Below are 21906 nucleotides of genomic sequence, written 5' to 3' on the forward strand. Positions count from 1 at the left end.
CTCACGACACCGGCAGCGAAGCGGGAAACACCGAGCGAGCCGGAGGGGCGCGCCGCCGGTCTGGACTGAGGAGCGCGCTCCCGATGAGCGAAGCGGGAAACACCGCCTGGCGGGGGGTCGCGGCGGAGGACCGGGACGAGATCTCCGAACGGGTCTCCCTGCTGCTGCGGACCCGGTCCCGCCGCCTGCTCGGCGACCTGCTCCGCCCGCACCGCCGGGCGATCGCCGTGCTCACCGCGGTCATCGTCGTGTCCAACGCCGCCGGGCTGGCCCTGCCGTACCTGGTGAAGAGGGGCATCGACGACGGGATCCCGCCGATGCTGCGCGGGCAGGGCGCGGGGACCCTGCTGACCGTCGTGGCCGCGGTGCTGCTGGCCGCGCTCACGCAGGCGCTCACCCGGCAGGCGTTCCTGCAGATGGCGGGCCGGATCGGGCAGGACACCCTGCTGGAGCTGCGCCGCCGGGTCTTCGACCACTTCCAGCGGCTGTCGCTGTCGTTCCACGAGAAGTACACCTCAGGGCGGGTCATCTCCCGGCTGACCTCCGACGTGGACGCGATCGCCGAACTGCTCGACTCCGGGTTCGACGGCCTCGTCACCGCCGTGCTCACCCTGTGCGGCACCGCGGTCATGCTGCTGGTGCTCGACGTGCACCTCGGTCTGGTGGCGCTGCTGCCGCTGCCGGTCCTGCTGCTGTTCACCCGGTGGTTCCGCCGGGAGTCGAGCGTCACCTACCGCCGTACGCGGGAGGCCGTCGCACTGGTCATCGTCCACTTCGTCGAGTCGATGACCGGGATCCGGGCGGTGCAGGCGTTCCGCCGCGAGCCGCGCAACCAGGAGATCTTCGAACGGCTCAACGCGGACTACCGCGACGCCAACGTGCGCGGCTCGCGCCTGGTGGCCGTGTTCATGCCCGGCATCAAGCTGATCGGCAACGTCACGGTCGCCGCCGTCCTGCTGTACGGCGGCATGCTCGCCCTGCGCGGCACGGTCACGGTCGGCGTGCTCGCCGCGTTCCTGCTCTACCTGCGCCAGTTCTACGAGCCGATGCAGGAGATCTCGCAGTTCTACAACGCCCTCCAGTCGGCGGGTGCGGCGCTGGAGAAGCTGTCGGGGGTGCTTGAGGAACGGCCGGCGGTGGCCGAGCCCGCTCGTCCGGCGCCGCTGCCGAACGCCGCCGGGGCACTGCGCTTCGAGACCGTCCGGTTCGCCTATGCCGAGGGCCCGCCGGTGCTGCCGCTGCTCGACCTGGAGATCCCCGCCGGGCAGACGGTCGCCGTCGTCGGCACGACCGGCGCGGGCAAGACCACGCTGGCCAAGCTCATCGCCCGGTTCCACGACCCGGTCGCCGGACGGGTGCTGCTCGACGGCGTGGACCTGCGCGACCTCGACGAGGACACCCTGCGCCGCCACGTGGTGATGGTCACCCAGGAGAACTACCTGTTCAGCGGGACGATCGCGGACAACGTGCGGTTCGGGCGGCCCGGCGCGCCGGACGCGGAGATCGTGCGGGCCGTGGAGGCCATCGGCGCTCACACGTTCGTCTCCACCCTCCCCGAGGGGTACGAGACGCAGGTCGGCAAGCGCGGCGGCCGGATGTCGGCGGGGCAGCGGCAGCTTGTCGCCTTCGCCCGGGCCTTCCTCGCCGACCCCGCCGTGCTGATCCTGGACGAGGCCACCTCCAGCCTCGACGTGCCCAGCGAGCGGCTCGTGCAGCGGGCGCTGCGGACGATCCTCGCCGACCGGACCGCGCTGATCATCGCCCACCGCCTGTCCACCGTCGAGATCGCCGACCGGGTGCTCGTCATGGAGCACGGCCGGATCGTGGAGGACGGCCCGCCCGACCGGCTGATCGCCCGCTCCGGGCGGTTCGCCCGCCTCCACCACGCCTGGCTCGACAGCCTCGCCTGACCGTCGCTTCGGGCGGCCATGTGATCGTCAGTACTTGGGGCCAACGAACTGGTCGAGGCGGGCCACGGCGTCGCGTCTGGCGACCGAGATCTCGTTGGGTTTGTTGTGGCGCCATGCGACGCCGAGGCGGTCCAGCGTCTCGCCGCACAGCCGGAGGATGTCGGCCGACTCGTTCTTGAACAGGTATCGCGGGTACTCGTACCACTTGTCCTCCCCGCCGACCGGCCGCCGGACCCGGTTCGTCCCCCGGTAGCCGTCCGAGTGGATGAGACCGCGTGCGAAGAGACCCGGATGCTCGGCGACGATCTCCTCCTGCCAGCCCGCCAGCACGATGGCCCGCTGATGCTTCTTCCCCGGCCCATGCTGCGGAAAGAGACAGGCCCAATGAGTGGAGAAGCTCTTCACCTCGGTGCAGCCCGGGTGCTGTCGCCGGCTCACGGAAGAGGTCGGCATCACTGCGGCGAGAGCCTGGGCGGCGGCTTCGATCAGGCCGGGCCAGGTGTCGCCGCAGAAGATCGACAGTCGGTAGACCCGCTTGCGGCACAGGACGATGTGGCCGTCGCCGAGATAGAGGCCGAGGAGATAGGCGTACGACCGCCGGTCGAGCGCGCGTCCGTGACAGAGCGGGCAGTTGGTGTTGCGCCTGCGGTCCTGATCCTCCCTGGCACGCCGGGCGCCGGTCCGCCACTTCTGGACCGGCTCCGAGGGAGACACCGCAGAACGCCGCCACTTGACGGTCGTTGTAGCCGAGGGCGGAGAGGCGCAGGGCACGGTCGACGGTTTCCCGGGGGTGCATGGTCCGACCATGCCAGTCGCCACCGACAGTTTTTACATCGTCACGGATTGTGCCGGAAGCGGGATTCGAACCCGCACGCCCTTTCGGACGGACGCTTTTGAGGCGTCTATGTCTGCCATTCCATCATTCCGGCTCTTTTATCGAGCTATGTCCCGATATGTCCGCTTCGAGAGTGATCGGCTTCCAGTCGATCACCCCCACCTGGCGTGGTTCCAATGTAGCGGACATCGGTAACCTCTTGTGCGTGAGTACGCAGCGGCGAGTGGTGATCGCGGAAGACGAGGCGCTGATCCGCCTCGACCTGAAGGAGATGCTCGAAGAGGACGGCTACGCCGTGGTCGGGGAGGCCGGTGACGGAGAGACGGCGGTCAAACTGGCCCTGGAGCTCCGCCCGGACCTGGTGATCCTGGATGTGAAGATGCCGGTGCTCGACGGGATCTCCGCGGCGGAGCGCATCGTGTCGGAACGGATCGCCCCCTGTCTCATCCTCACCGCGTTCTCGCAGCGCGACCTGGTGGAGCGGGCCAGGGACGCGGGGGCCATGGCCTATCTGGTCAAGCCGTTCACCAAGGGCGACCTGGTCCCCGCGATCGAGATGGCGGTCAGCCGGCACGAGGAGATGGCCGCGCTGGAGAAGGAGGTCTCCACGCTGTCGGAGCGGCTGGAGACCAGGAAGCTGGTGGAGCGGGCGAAGGGCCTGCTCATGGCCCAGCACGGGTGGACCGAGCCGCAGGCGTTCCGGTGGATCCAGAAGGCGTCGATGGACCGGCGCATGAGCATGCGCCAGGTGGCGCAAATCGTGGTGAACGAGAACGGCGGCGGGGCCCCGGCGCCCGCCTGACCACGCGCCCGTGCTGATCGTCTAGGAGAAGACTCCTGGTCAGGGGCGTGCGCCGCTAAGTTGAGGAGTTATTACGACTCCGCATCCAAGTGCGGACAGTTCTGATGCATCCCTGGTCGGGGGCACCCCCGCCTATGTACCTTTCAGCCAGTCGATCGGGACAGTCGGCAGCGCTGACGGATTCCCGGGCCTGGATGAAGGAGATGCTTTCATGATCCGCATTGCCCCCCTCGGGCGGGCTCTGGCCGTCGCCGCGGCCGCCACCCTCGCGCTGGCGGCCTGTGGCGGTGGCGAGGACAGCGCCGCCCCGAGTGCCTCGGCCCCGGCGCCGGCGGCCTCCTCGGCGGCCCCCGCCGCCGCGCAGGGCGACGGCGTCCTCACCATCGGCACGTTGCTGCCCCAGACCGGTTCGCTCGCCTTCCTCGGCCCGCCGGAGTTCGCCGGTGTGAAGCTGGCCGTGAAGGAGATCAACGACGCCGGCGGTGTCCTCGGCAAGCCGGTGACCGAGATCGACACGGACTCGGGTGACACCTCCACCAACATTGCCTCCCAGTCTGTCGACAAGTTGCTGCAGCAGAAGGCCGACGTGGTCGTGGGCGCCGCGTCGTCCTCGGTGTCGCTGTCGGTCATCGACAAGATCACTGGTGCGGGCGTCGTGCAGATCTCGCCGGCGAACACCTCCGACCAGTTCACCACGTACAACGACAAGGGCCTGTACTTCCGCACCGCGCCGCCGGACGTGCTCCAGGGCCGGGTGCTCGGCGACCTGATCCTCGCCGACGGCAACGACACGGTGGGCATCCTCGCCCTCCAGGACGCGTACGGCACGGGCCTGGCCGACAACGTGCAGAAGGCGGTCGAGGGCGGCGGCGGCGAGGTCGTGGAGAAGGTCATCTACGACCCGAAGGCGGCCGACTACTCGGCCGACGTCGCCAAGATCAAGGAGAAGAACCCCAAGGCCGTCGCGCTGATCGGGTTCGACGAGACCAAGAAGATCGTCCCCGAGCTGGTCAAGCAGGGCCTGACCGCCAAGAAGGTGAAGTACTACTTCGTCGACGGCAACCTGCACAACTACGGCACCGGCAAGGACGGGTTCCCCAAGGGCACGCTCGACGGCGCGAAGGGCACCCAGCCGGGCGCCCAGGTCTCCGACGACTTCAAGGAGAAGCTGAAGTCGGTCGACCCGAGCCTGAAGGACTTCAACTACGGCCCCGAGTCGTACGACGCCACGATCCTCACCGCGCTCGCGGCGACCGCCGCCAAGAGCGACGCGGGCAAGGACATCGCGGCCCACCTGAAGGAGGTGTCCACCGGCGGCGAGAAGTGCAAGGACTTCAAGTCCTGCGCCGACCTGCTGGCCGCGGGCAAGGACATCGACTTCGACGGCGCGTCGGGCCCGATCGAGTTCAACGACGCCGGTGACCCGGCCGAGGCCACGATCGGCATCTACGAGTACGGCGCCGACAACAACAACAAGAACACCGCCTTCAACACCGGCAAGATCGCCGGCTAGGCGGGCGGCACGACGGTGACGGGGGCGGGCCGGTCCGACCGGCCCGCCCCCGCGCGTCATCCGGGCGGGCCGGGTTCCGTCATCGCCGGCCGGTCCGGCTCGCGGTACCCGGACGCCTGGATCGTGAACATGCGGGCGTAGACGCCGCCCGCGGCCATCAGCTCGTCGTGCGTGCCCTGCTCGGCGACGACGCCGTTCTCCAGGACGACCAGCACGTCGGCGTCGCGCACCGCGCCGAGGCGGTGGGAGATGAGCAGGCTCGTCCGGCCCCGGCGGTGCTCCTTCAGCCTGGTGTGCAGTTCGTGCTCGGCCTCGGCGTCCAGCCCCGAGCTCGGCTCGTCGAGGATCAGCACGTCGCGGTCGCCGCGCAGCATCGCCCGCGCGACGGCGACCCGCTGCCCCTGCCCCCCGGACAGGAAGACGCCCTCCTCGTCGTCGGAGGAGTCGAAGAACACCCTGGTGATCAGGGTGTCGTATCCCCGGGGCAGCGCCGCGACGAACTCCTCCGCCCCGGCCCTGCGCGCCGCCTCCCGCACCGCCGCCCGGTCGGTGAACCTGTCCAGGTCGCCGAGCCCGATGTTCTCGCCGGCGGTCATGTCGTACTGCATGTAGTCCTGGAAGACGCCGGAGATCCGGGCGCGCAGGACGGCCGGGTCGATCTCCCGCAGGTCCACCCCGTCCCACAGCACGGCGCCCTTTTCCGGGTCGTAGAACCGGCACAGCAACTTGACCAGCGTGCTCTTGCCCGACCCGTTGCCGCCGACGAGGCCGACACCGCGGCCGTACGGCACCACCAGGCTGACCCCGCGCAGGACCCACGGATGCTCCGGGCCGTACCTGAACCACACGTCGCGGAACTCGATGCCGCCCGTGAGCGGGGGGAGCTCACGCCTGGTTCCCCGCAGGTCGGGCTCGGTGCCCACGACCGCCAGGTAGTGCTGGAAGAGCAGCAGCCGGCGCGCGGCGACGGCGATCTCGGTGATGATGCCGGACAGGCCCGCCTGCACGCCAGCGACGGACGCCACGAACATGGACACGTCGCCGACGGACAGCGCCCCCCGCCCGGCCTGGGTGATCGCCCAGACCAGTCCGCCGCCCGCCACCAGGGCGGCCGTCAGGCCGAGAGCGAGCTGGATCCGCAGCTCGCTCCGGTCGAGCCCGCGCCGCTCGCGCTCGGCGACCGACCGCTCGCGCAGCATGCGGTCGTGCAGGAACGCGGCCAGCCCGAAGAGGCGGATCTCCTTGGCCGCGTTGGCGCTCGACAACAGGGTGGCGTACAGGAACTCGCGTCGTTCCACCGGGCCCAGCCGCCAGTCGGAGGCGGCCCGGCGGCGGGCCAGCACCAGTTCGGCGCCGAGGACCGGAACCGCGCCGAGCAGCAGCACCACCGCCATCGGAGGGCTGATCGTCAGCAGCGAGACCAGGAAGCCGGCCAGGGTGATCAGGCCGCCGGCGACGGCGAACACGGCGTTGAGCACCTGGCCCGGGGTCGACCCGCCGGCCTGGGTGGCCAGCCGGAGCCGGTCGATGAAAGCGGGGTCCTCGAACCGGGCGAGCCCGCTCAGCCGGCTCACGGCCGTGTAGAGCCGGTCCTGCGCCAGCAGGCTGATCCGGCGGTCCAGCTCGTTCCCGGCGAACCGCCGTACGGAGGGCTGCACGCCTGCCACCAGGCCGAGCGCCATCAGCGCCAGCGCGGGGCCCAGCACGTCCGGCAGCGCTCCCGGGCCGCCGGCCAGCCGGTCCAGCACCAGTTTGGTCAGCCAGGCGACGGCCACCGGAACGCCGGAGGACACGGCGGTGACGGCGGCGATCGACACGGCCCAGACGGCTCCGGCACGCCACGCCATCGTCAGCGCGATCCACGGCCCGGCCGGGGGACGGCGCCACCGCACGCGACGTTCCTGCGACCGCTTCACCCGAACAGATTCGGTCATGGAAAATCACCTGACAAGAGCTTGAATTTGCCCGGGCCGCCGGTATTATGCGCCGACTTTTCCGGAAGTCGGGCCCGTGCGAGCGGTATGGCCGGGCGTATTCGGTGAATGACTCTCCGTCGTTCCGGCTCGTACGGAATGCCTTGACCCTTCTGTCCGCGCCGTGTAACCATCCGAGAGAAGTTCACGTTCGGATAATGCAGGAGAAGGAGGGAAATGTTCGAGTCGATGGCACGGCTCGGCGACCGGCTGCTCGGCAGGCTGGTGCCCAGAGTGACGGCGAGCGCGGCCTGCACCAACTGCTTCGGGTGCTGGGAGCAGGGCTGCGGCTGTCAGGGAAACAACAGGTGGGCCTATCGATACTGCTGGCAGTGTCAGAGCGGCGGCTGTATCGCGGTGTTCAGCACCTGCGTCTCGTCGTCCAACTGCCTGTGAAATGCCGGGTTGCGCCTGCCGCTGCAGGCGGGCGCGGCCCCCGCGTTTCCGTGTCTGTAACGTGAATTTAACCTCGGGAGCGTGCTCATGTCGTTGCTGGTGGCCGGATTGGTCGCGGTCGGGGCCGTCGCGATAATCGACCTGCTGCTCACGGTGGCCGTTATCCGCCGGCTGCGCGAGCATTCGGACCTGTTGCGGCAGACGATGAATTCCGGATTCTCCGCGTCCGTCGTGGCGCCGGTCGGGACGGAAATCGGAGCGTTCACGGCGACGACGACGACCGGTGCCACCATCGGCGACGGGGACGTGGCCTCGGGGACGGTGGTCGCCTTCCTGTCGGCCGGATGTGAGCCCTGCCGGACCAGGCTGCCGCAGTTCGTGGCGTACGCGAAGAACGCGGATCTGCGCGCCGTGGCGGTGATGATGGACGGGGACCGCGACGACCCGCGCTTCCAGGAGATGCTCTCGGCTCTGGAGTCCGTGGGCGAGGTGATCGTGGAGGAGTTCGGCAAGCCCGTCTGGCAGGCGTTCCGCGTCCAGGGCACCCCCGCCTTCGTCGCGACCGGGAACGGCAGGATCGTCTCGACGGACCTGCCGGGGGCGCCCGACCCGGTGCTCGCGTGACCGGCGGGACGCGGCCGTGAGACCGGTCCGCCACCCGCTGCCCGGGTCCCCGCACAGGGTGGAGCGCGGGGTGATGACGGCGGCGCTCGTGGCGGCCGTCACCGTGGCGGCCGCGCTCGTCGTCCGGCGCTGTCTCGTCGTGGTCGACCTGGTGGGCCGGAGCATGGAGCCGGCCTACCGCGACGGCGACCGGCTGCTCGTACGCAGGAGCCGGCGTCCTCGGGCGGACGACGTGGTGGTGTTCTTCAACCCCCTGGCGGCGGCGGGCAGCACGGGCCGCCCGGGCCGGGCGTGGATGGTCAAACGGGTCGTCGCGGTCGCGGGGGAGCCCGTTCCCGAGGAGGTCGCCGCGGCGGGAGAGCGGGTGGCGGGAGGGGCCGGCACGGGCTCGCCGCGCGTGCCACCCGGTCACATGGTGGTGCTGGGCGACAACCGCGGCCACAGCCTGGACTCCCGTCAGCTCGGCCCGGTTCCCGTCGGCTTGGTGCTGGGCCGGGTCGTCCGGCGGATCTCGGGGGGCCGGTGAGATGACGTTCCCCCAGCACGCCGTCCAGGTCCTGCTGATCGCGATCTTCACGGTCTCCGCGTCCGGGAAGGCCAGGGACATGGGGAGCTTCGCGCGGTCGCTGGAGCCGCTGCGCGTCGTGCCGCGCGCCGCCGTCCTGCCGGTCGCGTGGGCCGTCGTCCTCGCCGAGGGGGTCACGGCCGTGCTCCTCGCGGCGTCCCTCGCGCGGGCGTGGCTGGCGCCGTACGGGCTGGTCCTGGCCGCGGCGCTGCTGGCCGTGCTCACGGCCGGGCTCGTGGTCGCGCTGCGCAGCGGGCGGCGGGCCCGCTGTCACTGCTTCGGCAGGAGCGGAGCCGTCGTCGGCAGACGGCACGTCGTGCGCAACCTCCTCCTGGCGGCCGCGGCGCTCGCGGTCGCGCCGGGGGAGCCCGCCGGTTTCGCGCCCACGGGATGGTTCGCCCTCGCGGTGCTGACGGGGCTCGCCGCCGCCGTGCTCGTGATCGCCATGGACGACATCGTCTCCCTGGTCACGCCTGTCACGGACGCCGGCAGGTGACGCGGGCCGGCAGGTGACTCAGGGGCGGTCGCAGGCGGCCAGGACGGCGGCGGACGCCGTGCGGTACTCGCGCAGCAGGCGGGGCCGCCGGGAGTCCTCCGTACGGGCGAGGGAGAGGGTGCGGGCGAGCCGGTCGACGGCCCTGACGGCGGGAGCGGCCGGGGCGGGCAGCCGGGGACCGTACATCGCCAGCGTCCCGCGCAGGTAACCGAAACGGCCGCGTACGTCGCCGTCCCAGTGCTGGGCCTCCTCCTGCCCGGGGGGCAGCAGCGACAGCCCCAGATAGCCGACGGCCGACACGACGCGGGCGCAGGGGTCGTCCCCGGACTCCGCCCCGGTCACGTACACGGCTCCCGCGGCGTCCGGCGAGGCGGTCGCGGGACGCGAGGCGGTCGCGGGGCGCGAGGCGGGTGCGGCCGAGGGCCCGTGGTCCGGTGACCGGCAGGCGGACAGGTTCGCGACGAGCGCGGTGACCGTTGTGACGACCAGCGCCGCCCGGAGGAAGCTTCGCGGCATACGCCTCATTGTGCGCGCGAAGGGTGCCGGTCGGATGCGGATACGGTCACAGCTCCACGACGAGGACCCCGGCGGAGGGTTCCCGCCGGGGTCCTGAGAAGGGGTCGTTCGGCCGGGCTCAGGCCCGCGCGAGCGTGCCCAGGTAGAGCTGGATGACCTTGGGGTCGTTGATCAGGTCGCGGCCGCTGGCCATGTAGGCGTTGCGGCCCTGGTCCAGCACGTAGCCGCGGTGGCAGATCTGCAGGCAGCGGCGGGCGTTCTGCTCCACCATGATCACGGTAACGCCGGCCTTGTTGATCTGCTGGGCCTGGATGAAGACCAGGTCCTGCAGCTTGGGCGACAGTCCCGCGGAGGGCTCGTCGAGCAGCAGGACCGACGGCTCGGTCATCAGCGCGCGGCCCATGGCGACCATCTGCCGCTCGCCGCCGGACAGCGAGCCCGCGCGCTGCTTGCGGCGTTCCCGCAGGGCGGGGAAGATCTCGCAGACGAACTCGAACCGCTCCTTGAACCTGCCGGGCACCTGGAAGGCGCCCATCTCCAGGTTCTCCTCGATGGTGAGGCTGGGGAAGACGTTGTTCGTCTGCGGGACGTAGCCCACCCCCCGTGACACCAGCGCGTGCGCCTTGAGGTTGGTGATGTCCTCGCCGTCCAGGGTGACCGATCCGCTGCGTACGGGCACGAGCCCGAACAGGGTCTTGAGCAGGGTCGACTTCCCGGCGCCGTTGGGGCCGATGATGCCGATCAGCTCGCCCTTCTTCACGTACAGGTCGGCGCCGTTGAGGATGTTGACGCCGGGGATGTAACCGGCGTACAGCTCGTCGGCGCGCAGCAGCGCGCTCTCGGCCCCGGAGACGTGCTCGGAGCGGTCGGTGACGGCCGCCCGCGAGACGCTCCCGGCGTCGTCCTCCGTCCCCCCGGCGGCTGACGTGGTCGCCTCCGCGGGCTCCGGTGCGACGGTGCTCTCCGGTGTAACGGGGCGGTCCGGCCCGGCTGCGCTCATGCCTTCTCCTCGATCTCGGCTTCCAGCTCGGCCTCGGCCTCCTGCAGCTGCTCCTCGAACTCCTCCGCCGACATCGGCGCGTCGTGGTGGGCGCCCAGGTACGCGTCGACCACCCGCTGGTCGGACATGATGGTGTCCGGCGGCCCCTCCGCGATCACGGCGCCCTGCGCCATCACCACGACCCAGTCGCTGATGTCGCGGACCATGTCCATGTCGTGCTCGACGAAGAGCACCGTCATGCCCTCCTCGCGCAGGTCCTTCACGTGCGAGAGGAGCGACTGGGTCAGGGCCGGGTTCACGCCCGCCATGGGCTCGTCCAGCATGACCAGCTCGGGGCCGACCATCAGCGCCCGGGCCATCTCCAGCAGCTTGCGCTGGCCGCCGGACAGCGAGCCCGCGAAGTCGTCGCGCTTGGCGTCGAGCTTGAAGCGTTCGAGAAGCTCCTCGGCCCGCTCGGTGATCTCGTCCTCCTGGCGGCGCCAGCTGCCCGGGACGAGCGCGCGGAAGAAGTTCTCCCCGCGCTGGTTCTGCGCGCCGAGCCGCATGTTCTCCATCACCGTGAGCTTCGACAGCGCCTTGGTGAGCTGGAACGTGCGCACCATGCCCGTGCGGGCCACCCGGTGCGCGGGCACGCCCTTGAGCTGCCTGCCGTTGAAGGTCCACGACCCCTCGTCGGCGCTGTCGAAGCCCGTGAGCTGGTTGAAGAACGTCGTCTTGCCGGCGCCGTTCGGGCCGATGAGCGCGGTGATCGACCCGCGCTGGATCTCCAGGTGGGCGACGTCGACGGCGGTGAGGCCGCCGAAGCGGCGTACGACGTTGTCGACGACGAGGATGGGGTCGGGCTTGGCGACCCCCGGCTCGCGATCGAGGCCCGCGAAGGCGGCCAGCGCCGCCGCCTTCTTCGTCGTGGTGCTGTCAGCGTGCATCGAGCGCGATCTCCCTCTTGTCGCCGAAGATGCCCTGGGGCCGGAAGATGAGCAGGAGCATCAGGCCGAGGCCGACCAGCATGAACCGGACGGCGCCGATGTTGTTCACGGTGAACAGCGAGGGGAGCAGCCCGGCCGAGACGGCCTCGCTGAGCGTGTTCCCGACGAAGACCAGCAGCACCCAGAAGATCGCGGCGCCGACGACGGGGCTGAAGACGCGGGCCGCGCCGCCGAGGATCACGATCGTGTACGCGTAGAAGGTGAACTCGGTGCTGAACAGGTCGGGCTGCACCGACGCCTGGCCGAGCGCGAACAGGAAGCCGCCGAGGCAGCCGACCAGGCCGCCGAGCACCAGGGCCTGCATCTTGTAGGAGAAGACGTTCTTGCCGAGGCTGCGCACGGCGTCCTCGTCCTCGCGGATGGCCTTGAGCACCCGGCCCCACGGGCTCTTCATGAGCAGGTAGACCAGCCCGCAGCAGATCGCGATGAGCACCCAGCCGACGGTCAGGATCCAGGTCACCCGCTCGTTGAAGCTGATCGGGCCGATGCCGTACGTGCCGGGGGCGTAGGGGTTCATCGCGAAGAAGTCGCCGGAGAAGTTCTGCCGGCCGTCCGAGCCGCCGAAGACGCTGCTGAACTTGACCGATCTGAAGACGAGCCGGACGATCTCGGCCGCCGCGATGGTGACGATCGCGAGGTAGTCGGCCCGCAGCCGCAGGGTGGGGATGCCGAGCAGGAAGGCCAGCACGATGGTGGCGGCCAGGCCGATCGCGATGCCCAGCCAGAACGGCAGGTGGAAGGTGGCCACCGTGACTGCCATGCCGTACGCGGCGACGCCGAGGAAGGCCGCCTGGCCGAAGTTGAGCAGCCCGGCGTAGCCGAACTGGATGTTGACGCCGATCGCGGCGAGCGCGTAGACGACGGTCTCCAGGCCGATCGAGGCCTTGACCGTGGTGATGAGGATTGCGTTCCAGTCCACGTGTGGTCTCCGATCAGCCGATGCGCTCGCGCCGGCCGAGAATGCCCTGTGGCCGGAAGAGCATGACGAGGATGAGCACCAGCAGCGCGCCGACGGTCTTCAGCTCGGTCGGCACCACGACAGTGGACAGCTGGATGAACAGGCCGACGACGATGGAGCCGACGAGGGCGCCGAACGCGGTGCCGAGGCCGCCGAGGGTGACACCCGCGAAGACGAGCAGCAGGATCTGGAAGCCCATCTGGTAGCTGACGTTCTGCGACAGGCCGAGCATGACGCCCGCGAGTGACGCGACCGCCCCGCCGACGGTCCAGATGATCCGGATGACCTGGTCGACGTTGATGCCGGAGGAGGCGGCCAGCGCGGGGTTGTCGGAGACCGCGCGGGCGGCCTTGCCGATGCGGGTCTTGAGCAGCGCGACGCCGACGATCACGAGCACGAGCAGCTCGATGCCCATGGCGACGAAGTTCTTCGGCGCGGCGGAGATCGGGCCCACCTGGACACCCGGCTGGGCGTTGTAGTCGGCGAAGGGCGCGCCCTCACCGCCGAAGAAGAACAGGAAGACGTACCGCAGGAACAGGGCCAGGCCGATCGAGATGATCATCATGGCCACGAGGCTGCTGCCTCTCCTGCGCAGCCGTCCCCAGAAGAACCGGTCCTGCCCGTACCCGAAGATCCCGCCGATCACGACGGAGAGCAGCGCGGCCCAGACGAGGTGGACCCCCACGACGACGTTGAAGAAGTAGGCGCACATCGCGCCGAACGTGAGCAGCTCGCCGTGGGCGAAGTTGGTGAGGCCGGTGGTGCCGAACACCAGCGACAGGCCCATGGCGGCGAGGGCGATGATGAGCCCGAGGTTGAAGCCCTCGAAGGTGAGCTGCGCGACCCGGTCCCAGAACGAGGTCCCCCCGTCGTCGGCGGCTGGCGCTGCGCCGCCCTTCGCTCCGGCCGGCGCGAGGGCGAACAGGACGTTCCGTACGCTGCCCTCGTAGACCTGCACGTCGAGCGTGGACCTGTCCTTGAACTTCAGGGCGACGCCCGCGGGGAGCGTGGACGTGTCAAGGGTGACCTTGTACTTGCCCGCCTTGGGTACGGGCACCTCCCACTTGCCGTCGGCACCCGAGGTGGCGTCGTCGACGGGTTTGCCGTCCTCCGCCACCACACTGATCTTCACGCCGTTCACCGGCTGGCCTTGGTTTTGGAGTGTGCCCTTCAGTGCCTCTCCGTCCGCCCACGCGGGGGCGGCGAGCAGAAAGACGAGTCCACCCATGAAGGCCGTGAACGCGATCACGGCTCTGCGCAATGGTGCTCCCTCTGATTCGAGTCGTGGCGGGGTCGTGCCCCAACTGCGGACGCGCAACATCGGACAGGTTCTGTCTTGTTGTGGCCGGAGCATAAGCCTGGGACGCCCGGTTCAGGGCTCCTCGTCACCAATCGGTGACCATGGTGTGTCACTGACGTGAGAAAAGGTTTCGCAGGTCAGCGGGCTGTCATGAGTCATTCGAGGCGACGGTGCTGGAGAACTGGCGGCGCGGAGAGACGTTGAGCCCGTGGGGCGACCTTTGGGACCGTACACAGCTTCCCCGGCTCCGCACGTTGTCTACTCGGTTCCCCACGGGCTCTGGAGCCACAACGCTAGCGACCGGAGCGACCCGCGTGCAAAGAGAGTCGCGAACCGTTCCGGTTTGGCCCTCGATGCGTCCCGAAAGTCGGTTGCGCCTCTTGTCCGCATGCCGATGTCCCGGGGCGCGCGAGGGCCCGCTCATTCGGATCTGATGAGACAGGTGAGACGCGACGTGCAGACCATCCGGCCCTCGCCGTCGGTGATCTCGATGGCGTACGTCGCGAGCGTGCGCCCGCCGTGCACCCGGGTGGCGACGGCGGTGACGTGCCCGGACGTGGCGGCGCGGTGGTGGGTGGCGTTGATCTCGATGCCGACGACCCTGCGCCCAGGCCCGGCGTGCAGGGCGGCGCCGGTCGAGCCGAGCGTCTCGGCCAGCACGCACGAGGCGCCGCCGTGCAGCAGGCCGTACGGCTGGGTGTTGCCCTCGACGGGCATGCGGCCGACCACACGCTCCGCGCTCGCCTCGAGGATCTCGATGCCCATGAGCCGGTGCAGGCCCGGAGCGGCGTTCATCTCCGCCACGAACTGGCCGGGATTCGTCAAGGTCAAGGGGACGCCTCCGGTGGGAAGACCACGGGTTTTCTGTCGTAGAGGGAGACTAGGCTGCGGGTGTGCCGAAGAGTGAAGCGACCCCCACCCGTCCGTGTCTGCTGCTCCTGGACGGGCATTCCCTCGCCTATCGCGCGTTCTACGCGTTGAAGGACGCCAATCTCATGACCACGGACGGTCAGCACACCGAGGCGGTCTACGGCTTCACCTCGATGCTGGCCAACATCCTGCGCGACGAGCAGCCGAGCCACCTCGCGGTCTGCTTCGACCGCAGCGAGCCCACCTTCAGGCACGAGGCGTTCGAGGCGTACAAGGCGAACCGGGCGGAGACCCCGGAGGACTTCCGTGGCCAGATGCAGCTCATCTTCGAACTGCTCGACGCGCTGCGGATCCCCCGCCTGTCGCTGGCGGGCTTCGAGGCGGACGACGTAATCGCGACGCTGGCGACCCGAGCCTCCGCCGAGGACATGAGCGTGCTCGTCGTCACCGGCGACCGCGACGCGCTCCAGCTCGTGAACGACAGGGTCACGGTGCTGATGACCCGGCGCGGCATCAGCGACATGACCCGCTTCACCCCCGAGGCCGTGATGGACAAGTACGGCCTGACCCCCGCGCAGTACCCGGACTTCGCGGCCCTGCGCGGCGACCCGAGCGACAACCTGCCGAACATCCCGAGCGTGGGGGAGAAGACCGCCACCAAGTGGATCGCGGAGTTCGGCTCGCTCGACGAGCTGGTCCGCCGGGCCGACGAGGTGAAGGGCAAGGCCGGTGACAAGCTCCGCGAGCACCTCGGCCAGGTGATCCACAACCGGATGCTGACCGAGCTGAAGCGCGACGCCCCGGTCGACGCCGAGGTGTCCGCGCTGACCATGGGCACGTGGGACCGCGAGGAGGTCAACAAGCTCCTCGACTCGCTGCAGATCCGGGGCGAGCTGCGCGAGCGGCTGTTCAAGACCCTCGGCACCACCGAGTCCGAGGCCGCCGGCGAGGGCTTCGAGCTGGAGGTCACGGTGCCGGAGCCGGGCGAGGTGGCGGCCTGGCTCGCCGCCCTTCCGAAAGACCGCGCCGGGCTGGCCTTCCAGGCCGCGTACGGCAGCGGCACCGGGCGGCTCGACGGCATCGCGATCGCCGGCCCCGGCGGCGCCGCCTACCTCGACCCCACCCGGCTGACCGAGGAGGACGAGGCGGCGCTGGGCGCCTGGCTGGCGGACGAGAGCCGGCCGAAGGCCGTGCACGACGCCAAGGGCGCGCTGCTGGCGCTGTGGGCGCAGGGCCACGACCTGCGCGGGCTGACCTGCGACACCGCGCTCGCCGCCTACCTGGCCATGCCGGGGCAGCGGTCGTTCCCGCTCGACGACCTGGTGCTGCGTTATCTCCACCGGGAGCTGCGGGCGGAGTCCGCCCCGGGCGGGCAGACCTCGCTGTTCGAGGACGCCGACGAGGGCGTGGCCAGAGATCTGGCCCTGCGTGCCCAGGCCGTGCGCGATCTCGCCGACGCGCTGGAGGGCCACCTGTCCAAGCGCGGCGGCACGCGTCTGGTGACCGACGTCGAGCTGCCGCTGGTGCGTGTGCTGGCGGAGATGGAGCGGGCCGGCATCGCCGCCGACCGGGAGTACTTCGCGGGGCTGGAGGCCGAGTTCGGCGCGGCGGTCAAGCAGGCGACCGAGGCCGCCCACCAGGCCGTGGGGGAGCAGTTCAACCTCGGCTCGCCCAAGCAGCTGCAGGAGATCCTTTTCGGCAAGCTCGGCCTGCCGAAGACGAAGAAGATCAAGACCGGCTACACGACCGACGCCGACGCGCTCGCGTGGCTGGCCCAGCAGACCGACAACGAGCTTCCGGTGATCCTGCTGCGCCACCGCGACCAGACCAAGCTGCGCACCACGGTCGAGGGCCTGATCAAGGAGATCTCCGACGACGGGCGGATCCACACCACGTTCAACCAGATCGTGGCGGCCACCGGGCGGCTGTCGAGCGAGAAGCCGAACCTGCAGAACATCCCGATCCGCACCGTCGAGGGCCGCCGCATCCGCAGGGGCTTCGTGGTGGGGGAGGGCTACGAGACGCTGCTGACCGCCGACTACAGCCAGATCGAGCTTCGGATCATGGCCCACATGTCGCGGGACGAGTCGCTGATCGCGGCGTTCGAGTCCGGGCACGACTTCCACAAGGCGACCGCGTCGCGGGTCTTCGACCTGCCGCCTGAGCAGGTGGACGCCGAGCTGCGGGCCCGGATCAAGGCGATGAACTACGGCCTCGCCTACGGGCTGTCCGACTTCGGGCTCTCGGGGCAGCTCAACATCCCGGTGGCGGAGGCGCGGGCGCTCAAGGAGGAGTACTTCGAGGAGTTCGGCGGCGTCCGCGACTACCTGGACGCGATCGTCGCGCAGGCCCGCAAGGACGGCTACACCGGGACCATCCTCGGCCGCCGTCGCTACCTGCCCGATCTCACCAGCGACAACCGGCAGCGCCGGGAGATGGCCGAGCGGATGGCGCTCAACGCCCCCATCCAGGGCTCGGCCGCCGACATCATCAAGGTCGCCATGCTGAACGTGCAGCGGGCGATCGAGGGCATGCGCTCCCGCATGCTGCTCCAGGTCCACGACGAGCTGGTGTTCGAGGTCGCGCCGGGCGAGCTGGAGGAGCTCACCGAGATCGTGCGGCAGCAGATGTGCCGGGCCTACGACCTGAGCGTGCCGCTGGAGGTCAGCGTCGGCGTCGGCGCCACCTGGGAGGACGCCGGGCACTGACGTACCGCCCCGCGGCTCCGGCGGCCCTCTCGCGGCGGTGTGCGTGCGGTGGTGGGCGCGGTGTGCGGCGGTGCGGCGGTCTACGTGCGGCGCCGTGTGCCCGGCGGTCCGGTATGTGCGGGGTGTGCGCCTGGTGTGTGCGCGGCGGTCCGCGCGGTGCGCCGCTGTCAGCGGCGGCCGGAGGGGGGACGGGCGCGGTCGCCCCGGTCGCCCCGGTCGCCCCGCCCGCCGCGGTCGCTGCGGTCGCCCCGGCCGGCGAGGGCCAGGCCGGCCTGCTCGACCTCCAGCAGGCTCGCCTCGTGCCGTTCCGCCTCGTGGGCCGCCCGCCCGCCCCGCAGGCCGAACAGCCGTTTGCTCAGTGCGATGTACAGGACGGCCGCGATGTTGACCAGCAGGAGCACGATGCGGAACGGGCTCACCTTCTCGGCGATCTCGTAGATTTCCACGGGGATGAACGCCGAGGTCACGATCACCGAGAAGTACTCGCCCCAGCGCCTCAGCAGCCACAGGCCCACGCCCTCGACGAGCATCAGCGCCGCGAGGGCGGCAAGGGCGAGGACGATCCAGGCGAGCGTGCTCGTCCGCGCCGCCAGCACGGTCCGCAGCGTGTGCACCACGCCTGACTGGTCGAGGTTCCACCCGAGCCGGTGGGCCAGCGGTTCGATCAGCGGGAGGTCCTCGTCGAACGCCCGCCGCACGGCGTCGTGGTGCGCGCGGAACCGCCAGACGCCGTACGCGCCGCCCAGCACGAGCACCGCCTTGGCCCAGCGGAAGACGGCGATCGCCCGGAGGACGGCGGCGTCCCGCAGCGCCCGGCCGCGCAGCACGACCGGGGCGTCCCCGGCCGGTCCCGCGCCGCGCGGCGGGCCCAGCGTGAAGTCCCCGCAGCGCAGGCAGCGCCACGCCTCGCCGAGCGGGGTCTCGGTGCGCAGCCGGGCCCGCAGCGCGTCCTCGTCCGGCGCGTAGGTGACGTGTCCGTGCCGTCCGCAGGCACGCAGGCTCCAGTCCACAGAAAAATTCCAACACAGATGAATAGGGACACGGCGGGCAGTAAGGTCAAATAACTGTGCGCAACCTTGCCCGGATGACCACCGTCGCCTCCATCGTCGTCGCAACCGTCGTCATCGTCGTGGTCGGTGTCCTCGCGCTCGTGCTGCTGACCCGGGCGCAGGGAGGCGGGTCACAGGGGGACGGCCGGTCGAAGGCCCGGCCACAGCCGCTCGCGGCCTCGCCGCAGCCCAGCGCGCCACCCGTGCGCGCGACCGCCGAGTCGGCGAAGAAGGTCAAGGCGAACGAGGCGGGGCTGGTTCCCGTGATCATGTATCACCGCATCCTGCCCAAGCGGGTCGCCTCGATCGACCGGACCCCGGCCCAGCTGCGCAAGGAACTGGAGCGCCTGGCCAGGAGCGGCTACGTGCCGATCACCGCGGCCGAACTGGTCGCCAGGAAGATCGACATCCCCGCCGGGACCCATCCCGTCGTCCTGACCTTCGACGACGGCCACCCCAGCCACTTCGCGGTGGACCGGAACGGCATGCCGAAGAACGACACGGCTGTCGGGATCATCTACGAGGTCGCCGCGAAGTATCCGAACTTCCGGCCCGCGGCGACCTTCTGGGTCAACCGCGACCCGTTCGGCCTGCGCGACCGGGAGCAGCAGAAGAAGGCCGTGAAGTGGCTGCTCGACCACGGCTTCGAGGTGGCCAACCACACCTACACCCACGCCGATCTCCGCCGGCTGTCGAACAAGCGGGTCAGCGAGCAGATCGTCCGGGAGGAGCGGCTGCTCAAGAAGATCGGCGCGCCGCCCTCGACCACCTTCGCGCTGCCGTACGGCTCCCGCCCGAGGAAGCTGAGCCGGGCGCACGACGGGAAGTGGGACGGCACCCGGTACCACTTCGACGCCGTCTTCCTGGCCGGAGCGGAGCCCACGGTTTCGCCCTACGCGAAAAGCTTCCCGCGCTACGCGATCCCGAGGATCCAGTCCAACGGAAAACGCGGGGACTGCCGGCGCTGGTGCACGACCTACTGGCTCGACTGGCTCGGCGAACACCCAAAAAAGCGCTACACCTCGGACGGCGATCCGGGCCGGGTGTCCGTGCCGCGCAAACTCCGGGCAACGCTCTCGCCGGACCGTGCCAAGTCCGTGATCACGTACTAGGGGAACGCCCGGTTGCCTCGGATTGACCCGGCTCGCCATGTCTCATATGCTGATCGCTGCGCTGTGGGCTCGCGCGCGTCACGGACGGAGCGGGCTCGCGCTCGGTCATCTGGTCGCTACCAGGAACAAACGGCACCCCGGTGAACGAAAACAGGCCCGCCGCGCTTCTGTCACAACGACATCTGTCCGGTTCGGAGCAATTCCACACATGACGAGCAGCACTGAGGCCACCTCGAGCACCCCGCAGGTAGCGGTCAACGACATCGGTTCCGAGGAGGCCTTCCTCGCCGCGATCGACGAGACCATCAAGTACTTCAACGACGGCGACATCGTTGAGGGCACCGTCGTCAAGGTCGATCGAGACGAGGTCTTGCTCGACATTGGCTACAAGACCGAGGGCGTCATCCCGTCCCGCGAGCTTTCGATCAAGCACGACGTCGACCCGGCTGACGTCGTCGAGGTCGGAGAGCACGTCGAGGCCCTGGTCCTCCAGAAGGAGGACAAGGAAGGCCGCCTCATCCTGTCCAAGAAGCGCGCCCAGTACGAGCGCGCCTGGGGCACGATCGAGAAGATCAAGGACGAGGACGGCATCGTCACCGGCACGGTCATCGAGGTGGTCAAGGGCGGCCTGATCCTCGACATCGGCCTGCGTGGCTTCCTCCCGGCCTCCCTCGTGGAGATGCGCCGGGTCCGCGACCTTCAGCCGTACGTCGGGCGCGAGCTCGAGGCGAAGATCATAGAGCTCGACAAGAACCGCAACAACGTGGTCCTGTCGCGCCGCGCCTGGCTTGAGCAGACCCAGTCCGAGGTGCGCCAGACGTTCCTCAACACCCTCCAGAAGGGCCAGGTCCGCAAGGGCGTCGTGTCCTCGATCGTCAACTTCGGCGCGTTCGTCGACCTCGGCGGCGTCGACGGTCTGGTGCACGTGTCGGAGCTGTCCTGGAAGCACATCGACCACCCGTCCGAGGTCGTCGAGGTGGGCCAGGAGGTCACCGTCGAGGTTCTCGACGTCGACATGGAGCGCGAGCGGGTCTCCCTGTCGCTCAAGGCGACGCAGGAGGACCCCTGGCAGCAGTTCGCCCGCACGCACCAGATCGGCCAGGTCGTGCCCGGCCGGGTCACCAAGCTGGTGCCGTTCGGTGCGTTCGTCCGGGTCGAGGAGGGCATCGAGGGCCTGGTCCACATCTCCGAGCTGGCCGAGCGCCACGTGGAGATCCCGGAGCAGGTCGTGCAGGTCGGCGACGAGATCTTCGTGAAGATCATCGACATCGACCTGGACCGTCGCCGCATCTCGCTGTCCCTCAAGCAGGCCAACGAGGGCGTCGGCGCCGAGGTCGAGTTCGACCCCACGCTGTACGGCATGGCGGCGACCTACGACGACCAGGGCAACTACATCTACCCCGAGGGCTTCGACGCCGAGACCGGCGAGTGGCTCGAGGGCTTCGACAAGCAGCGCGAGGAGTGGGAGCGGCAGTACGCCGAGGCCCAGGCCCGCTTCGAGGCGCACCGCTCGCAGATCGAGAAGGCCCGCCAGGAGGAGGCGGCGGCCAGCGAGGCCGCTCCGTCGTCCTACAGCGGCGGCGGCGAGTCCACCTCGCAGTCCTCCTCCACCGGCGGCGGCGCTCTCGCCTCCGACGAGGCCCTCGCGGCCCTGCGTGAGAAGCTGGCCGGCGGCCAGAGCTGACGCGCGGTCCCGACGGGCTGACGCACGGTCCCGACGGACATCGGAACACCAAAGGAAAGGCCCCGCTTCGGCGGGGCCTTTCCGCTGTCCGCACCCGGCCCGCCGGTCGCGCCGGGTTGATCGCCGATAGGGTGGCGGCGTGGTGGAGATCGCGCGGGCCGTGCCCGGGGACGCCGGGGAGATCCTGACCCTGCAACGGGCCGCGTACGTGACCGAGGCGCAGCTTTACGGCGACCCGTTCATCGCGCCGCTCGTGGAGTCGCTCGACCAGGTGCGTACGGTGATCGAGACGGCGATCGTGCTGAAGGCGACGGACGGCGGGCGGGTGGTCGGCGCGATCCGGGGCCGGCTGTCCGGCTCGACCTGCCTGGTGGGCCGGCTCGTGGTCGCGCCCGACCGGCAGGGGCAGGGGATCGGCAGCGCGCTGCTGGCCGCGATCCACGAGGCCGTGCCCGAGGCGGCGGCGTTCGACCTGTTCACGGGGCATCTGTCGGAGGGAAACCTGCGCCTCTACCGGCGTCTCGGCTATCGGGAGACCCAGCGGGAGCGGGTGCAGGACCACCTGATGCTGGTCCACCTGCGGCGGGAGCCCCAGCCCGCCCGATAGGC

General features: G+C 70.2%; 20 protein-coding genes and 1 tRNA gene. 11 read left to right on the top strand and 10 right to left on the bottom strand.

The window, feature by feature from the left end; genetic code table 11:
• Positions 1–83: 83 nt before the first annotated feature.
• Positions 84–1910 (top strand): ABC transporter ATP-binding protein, encoded by a 1827-nt coding sequence (locus tag FED44_RS25855; protein ID WP_138462352.1) that lies wholly within the window; start codon positions 84–86, stop codon positions 1908–1910.
• 27 nt (positions 1911–1937) lie between these two features.
• Here FED44_RS25855 and FED44_RS25860 read toward each other — a convergent pair whose 3' ends face one another.
• Both FED44_RS25860 and FED44_RS25865 read right to left on the bottom strand, forming a co-directional pair.
• Positions 1938–2624 (bottom strand): helix-turn-helix domain-containing protein, encoded by a 687-nt coding sequence (locus tag FED44_RS25860; protein WP_316246883.1) that lies wholly within the window; start codon positions 2622–2624, stop codon positions 1938–1940.
• Positions 2625–2756: 132 nt separating this feature from the next.
• A tRNA-Leu gene (locus FED44_RS25865) sits at positions 2757–2839 on the bottom strand.
• A gap of 111 nt (positions 2840–2950) precedes the next feature.
• Here FED44_RS25865 and FED44_RS25870 point away from each other — a divergent pair.
• Positions 2951–3547 (top strand): ANTAR domain-containing response regulator, encoded by a 597-nt coding sequence (locus FED44_RS25870; RefSeq protein ID WP_167521591.1) that lies wholly within the window; start codon positions 2951–2953, stop codon positions 3545–3547.
• Between the two features lie 211 nt (positions 3548–3758).
• Positions 3759–5060 carry an ABC transporter substrate-binding protein gene (locus tag FED44_RS25875; RefSeq protein WP_117408729.1) on the top strand — a complete coding sequence of 434 codons (1302 nt, stop codon included), beginning with the start codon at positions 3759–3761 and terminating at the stop codon, positions 5058–5060.
• A 56-nt stretch (positions 5061–5116) separates the two neighbouring features.
• On the opposite strand, the gene FED44_RS25880 is transcribed toward FED44_RS25875, so the two are convergent.
• A complete protein-coding gene (locus tag FED44_RS25880) occupies positions 5117–6994 on the bottom strand; it encodes an ABC transporter ATP-binding protein (protein WP_208759171.1) in 1878 nt (625 codons plus the stop codon).
• 216 nt (positions 6995–7210) lie between these two features.
• Between FED44_RS25880 and FED44_RS25885 the strand changes: the two genes are divergently transcribed.
• The 4 genes from FED44_RS25885 to FED44_RS25900 all read left to right on the top strand — a co-directional run bounded on the left by FED44_RS25885 (position 7211) and on the right by FED44_RS25900 (position 9114).
• The gene (locus tag FED44_RS25885; RefSeq protein WP_117408730.1) at positions 7211–7429 is read left to right on the top strand and encodes a hypothetical protein; all 219 of its coding nucleotides are present in this window, start codon (positions 7211–7213) and stop codon (positions 7427–7429) included.
• An 81-nt stretch (positions 7430–7510) separates the two neighbouring features.
• A complete protein-coding gene (locus tag FED44_RS25890; RefSeq protein WP_133306090.1) occupies positions 7511–8053 on the top strand; it encodes a TlpA family protein disulfide reductase in 543 nt (180 codons plus the stop codon).
• A 16-nt stretch (positions 8054–8069) separates the two neighbouring features.
• Complete coding sequence (lepB, locus tag FED44_RS25895; protein WP_208759172.1) at positions 8070–8579, top strand: signal peptidase I; 510 nt, start codon at positions 8070–8072, stop codon at positions 8577–8579.
• Between the two features lies 1 nt (position 8580).
• A complete protein-coding gene (locus FED44_RS25900; RefSeq protein WP_138462354.1) occupies positions 8581–9114 on the top strand; it encodes a MauE/DoxX family redox-associated membrane protein in 534 nt (177 codons plus the stop codon).
• An 18-nt stretch (positions 9115–9132) separates the two neighbouring features.
• Here the strand turns inward: FED44_RS25900 and FED44_RS25905 are convergent, their stop codons facing one another.
• From FED44_RS25905 to FED44_RS25930, 6 genes are all read right to left on the bottom strand, one after another.
• Positions 9133–9630, bottom strand: a complete 498-nt coding sequence (locus FED44_RS25905; protein ID WP_117408734.1) for a hypothetical protein — start codon at positions 9628–9630, stop codon at positions 9133–9135.
• 118 nt (positions 9631–9748) lie between these two features.
• Positions 9749–10630, bottom strand: coding sequence for an ABC transporter ATP-binding protein (locus FED44_RS25910; RefSeq protein ID WP_138462355.1), 882 nt, complete (start codon positions 10628–10630; stop codon positions 9749–9751).
• Complete coding sequence (locus FED44_RS25915; RefSeq protein WP_117408736.1) at positions 10627–11556, bottom strand: ABC transporter ATP-binding protein; 930 nt, start codon at positions 11554–11556, stop codon at positions 10627–10629. Before FED44_RS25915 ends, FED44_RS25910 begins: the two co-directional genes overlap by 4 nt.
• Complete coding sequence (locus FED44_RS25920) at positions 11546–12535, bottom strand: branched-chain amino acid ABC transporter permease (RefSeq protein ID WP_117408737.1); 990 nt, start codon at positions 12533–12535, stop codon at positions 11546–11548. The genes FED44_RS25915 and FED44_RS25920 overlap by 11 nt, the downstream gene beginning before the upstream one ends.
• Positions 12536–12548: 13 nt before the next feature.
• Positions 12549–13835, bottom strand: a complete 1287-nt coding sequence (locus FED44_RS25925) for a branched-chain amino acid ABC transporter permease (protein WP_244302266.1) — start codon at positions 13833–13835, stop codon at positions 12549–12551.
• 459 nt (positions 13836–14294) lie between these two features.
• Entirely contained in the window at positions 14295–14669 is a 375-nt protein-coding gene (locus tag FED44_RS25930; protein WP_117408745.1) for a PaaI family thioesterase, read from the bottom strand.
• Between the two features lie 98 nt (positions 14670–14767).
• Here FED44_RS25930 and polA point away from each other — a divergent pair, with 98 nt between their 5' ends.
• Complete coding sequence (gene polA, locus FED44_RS25935) at positions 14768–17452, top strand: DNA polymerase I (RefSeq protein WP_138462356.1); 2685 nt, start codon at positions 14768–14770, stop codon at positions 17450–17452.
• A gap of 167 nt (positions 17453–17619) precedes the next feature.
• Here the strand turns inward: polA and FED44_RS25940 are convergent, their stop codons facing one another.
• Positions 17620–18462: a DUF2127 domain-containing protein gene (locus FED44_RS25940; protein WP_138462357.1), complete on the bottom strand. Its 843-nt coding sequence runs from the start codon at positions 18460–18462 to the stop codon at positions 17620–17622.
• A 74-nt stretch (positions 18463–18536) separates the two neighbouring features.
• On the opposite strand from FED44_RS25940, the gene FED44_RS25945 reads away from it, so the two are divergent.
• The 3 genes from FED44_RS25945 to FED44_RS25955 all read left to right on the top strand — a co-directional run bounded on the left by FED44_RS25945 (position 18537) and on the right by FED44_RS25955 (position 21904).
• On the top strand, positions 18537–19613 hold the full coding sequence (locus FED44_RS25945) for a polysaccharide deacetylase family protein (RefSeq protein WP_138462358.1): 1077 nt from the start codon (positions 18537–18539) through the stop codon (positions 19611–19613).
• Between the two features lie 208 nt (positions 19614–19821).
• Positions 19822–21297 (top strand): 30S ribosomal protein S1, encoded by a 1476-nt coding sequence (gene rpsA, locus FED44_RS25950; protein WP_117408740.1) that lies wholly within the window; start codon positions 19822–19824, stop codon positions 21295–21297.
• A 139-nt stretch (positions 21298–21436) separates the two neighbouring features.
• Complete coding sequence (locus FED44_RS25955; RefSeq protein WP_117408741.1) at positions 21437–21904, top strand: GNAT family N-acetyltransferase; 468 nt, start codon at positions 21437–21439, stop codon at positions 21902–21904.
• Positions 21905–21906: the final 2 nt, after the last annotated feature.

Source organism: Microbispora triticiradicis, from assembly GCF_005864065.1.
Taxonomy (GTDB): Bacteria; Actinomycetota; Actinomycetes; order Streptosporangiales; family Streptosporangiaceae; genus Microbispora; species Microbispora triticiradicis.

Coding starts and splice junctions, on each gene's coding strand:
- FED44_RS25855 (WP_138462352.1), top strand. CDS start 84: ATGAGCGAAGCGGGAAACACCGCCTGGCGGGGGGTCGCGGCGGAGGAC.
- FED44_RS25875 (WP_117408729.1), top strand. CDS start 3,759: ATGATCCGCATTGCCCCCCTCGGGCGGGCTCTGGCCGTCGCCGCGGCC.
- FED44_RS25880 (WP_208759171.1), bottom strand. CDS start 6,994: ATGACCGAATCTGTTCGGGTGAAGCGGTCGCAGGAACGTCGCGTGCGG.
- FED44_RS25885 (WP_117408730.1), top strand. CDS start 7,211: ATGTTCGAGTCGATGGCACGGCTCGGCGACCGGCTGCTCGGCAGGCTG.
- FED44_RS25900 (WP_138462354.1), top strand. CDS start 8,581: ATGACGTTCCCCCAGCACGCCGTCCAGGTCCTGCTGATCGCGATCTTC.
- FED44_RS25905 (WP_117408734.1), bottom strand. CDS start 9,630: ATGCCGCGAAGCTTCCTCCGGGCGGCGCTGGTCGTCACAACGGTCACC.
- FED44_RS25910 (WP_138462355.1), bottom strand. CDS start 10,630: ATGAGCGCAGCCGGGCCGGACCGCCCCGTTACACCGGAGAGCACCGTC.
- FED44_RS25915 (WP_117408736.1), bottom strand. CDS start 11,556: ATGCACGCTGACAGCACCACGACGAAGAAGGCGGCGGCGCTGGCCGCC.
- FED44_RS25930 (WP_117408745.1), bottom strand. CDS start 14,669: ATGAACGCCGCTCCGGGCCTGCACCGGCTCATGGGCATCGAGATCCTC.
- FED44_RS25945 (WP_138462358.1), top strand. CDS start 18,537: ATGACCACCGTCGCCTCCATCGTCGTCGCAACCGTCGTCATCGTCGTG.
- rpsA (WP_117408740.1), top strand. CDS start 19,822: ATGACGAGCAGCACTGAGGCCACCTCGAGCACCCCGCAGGTAGCGGTC.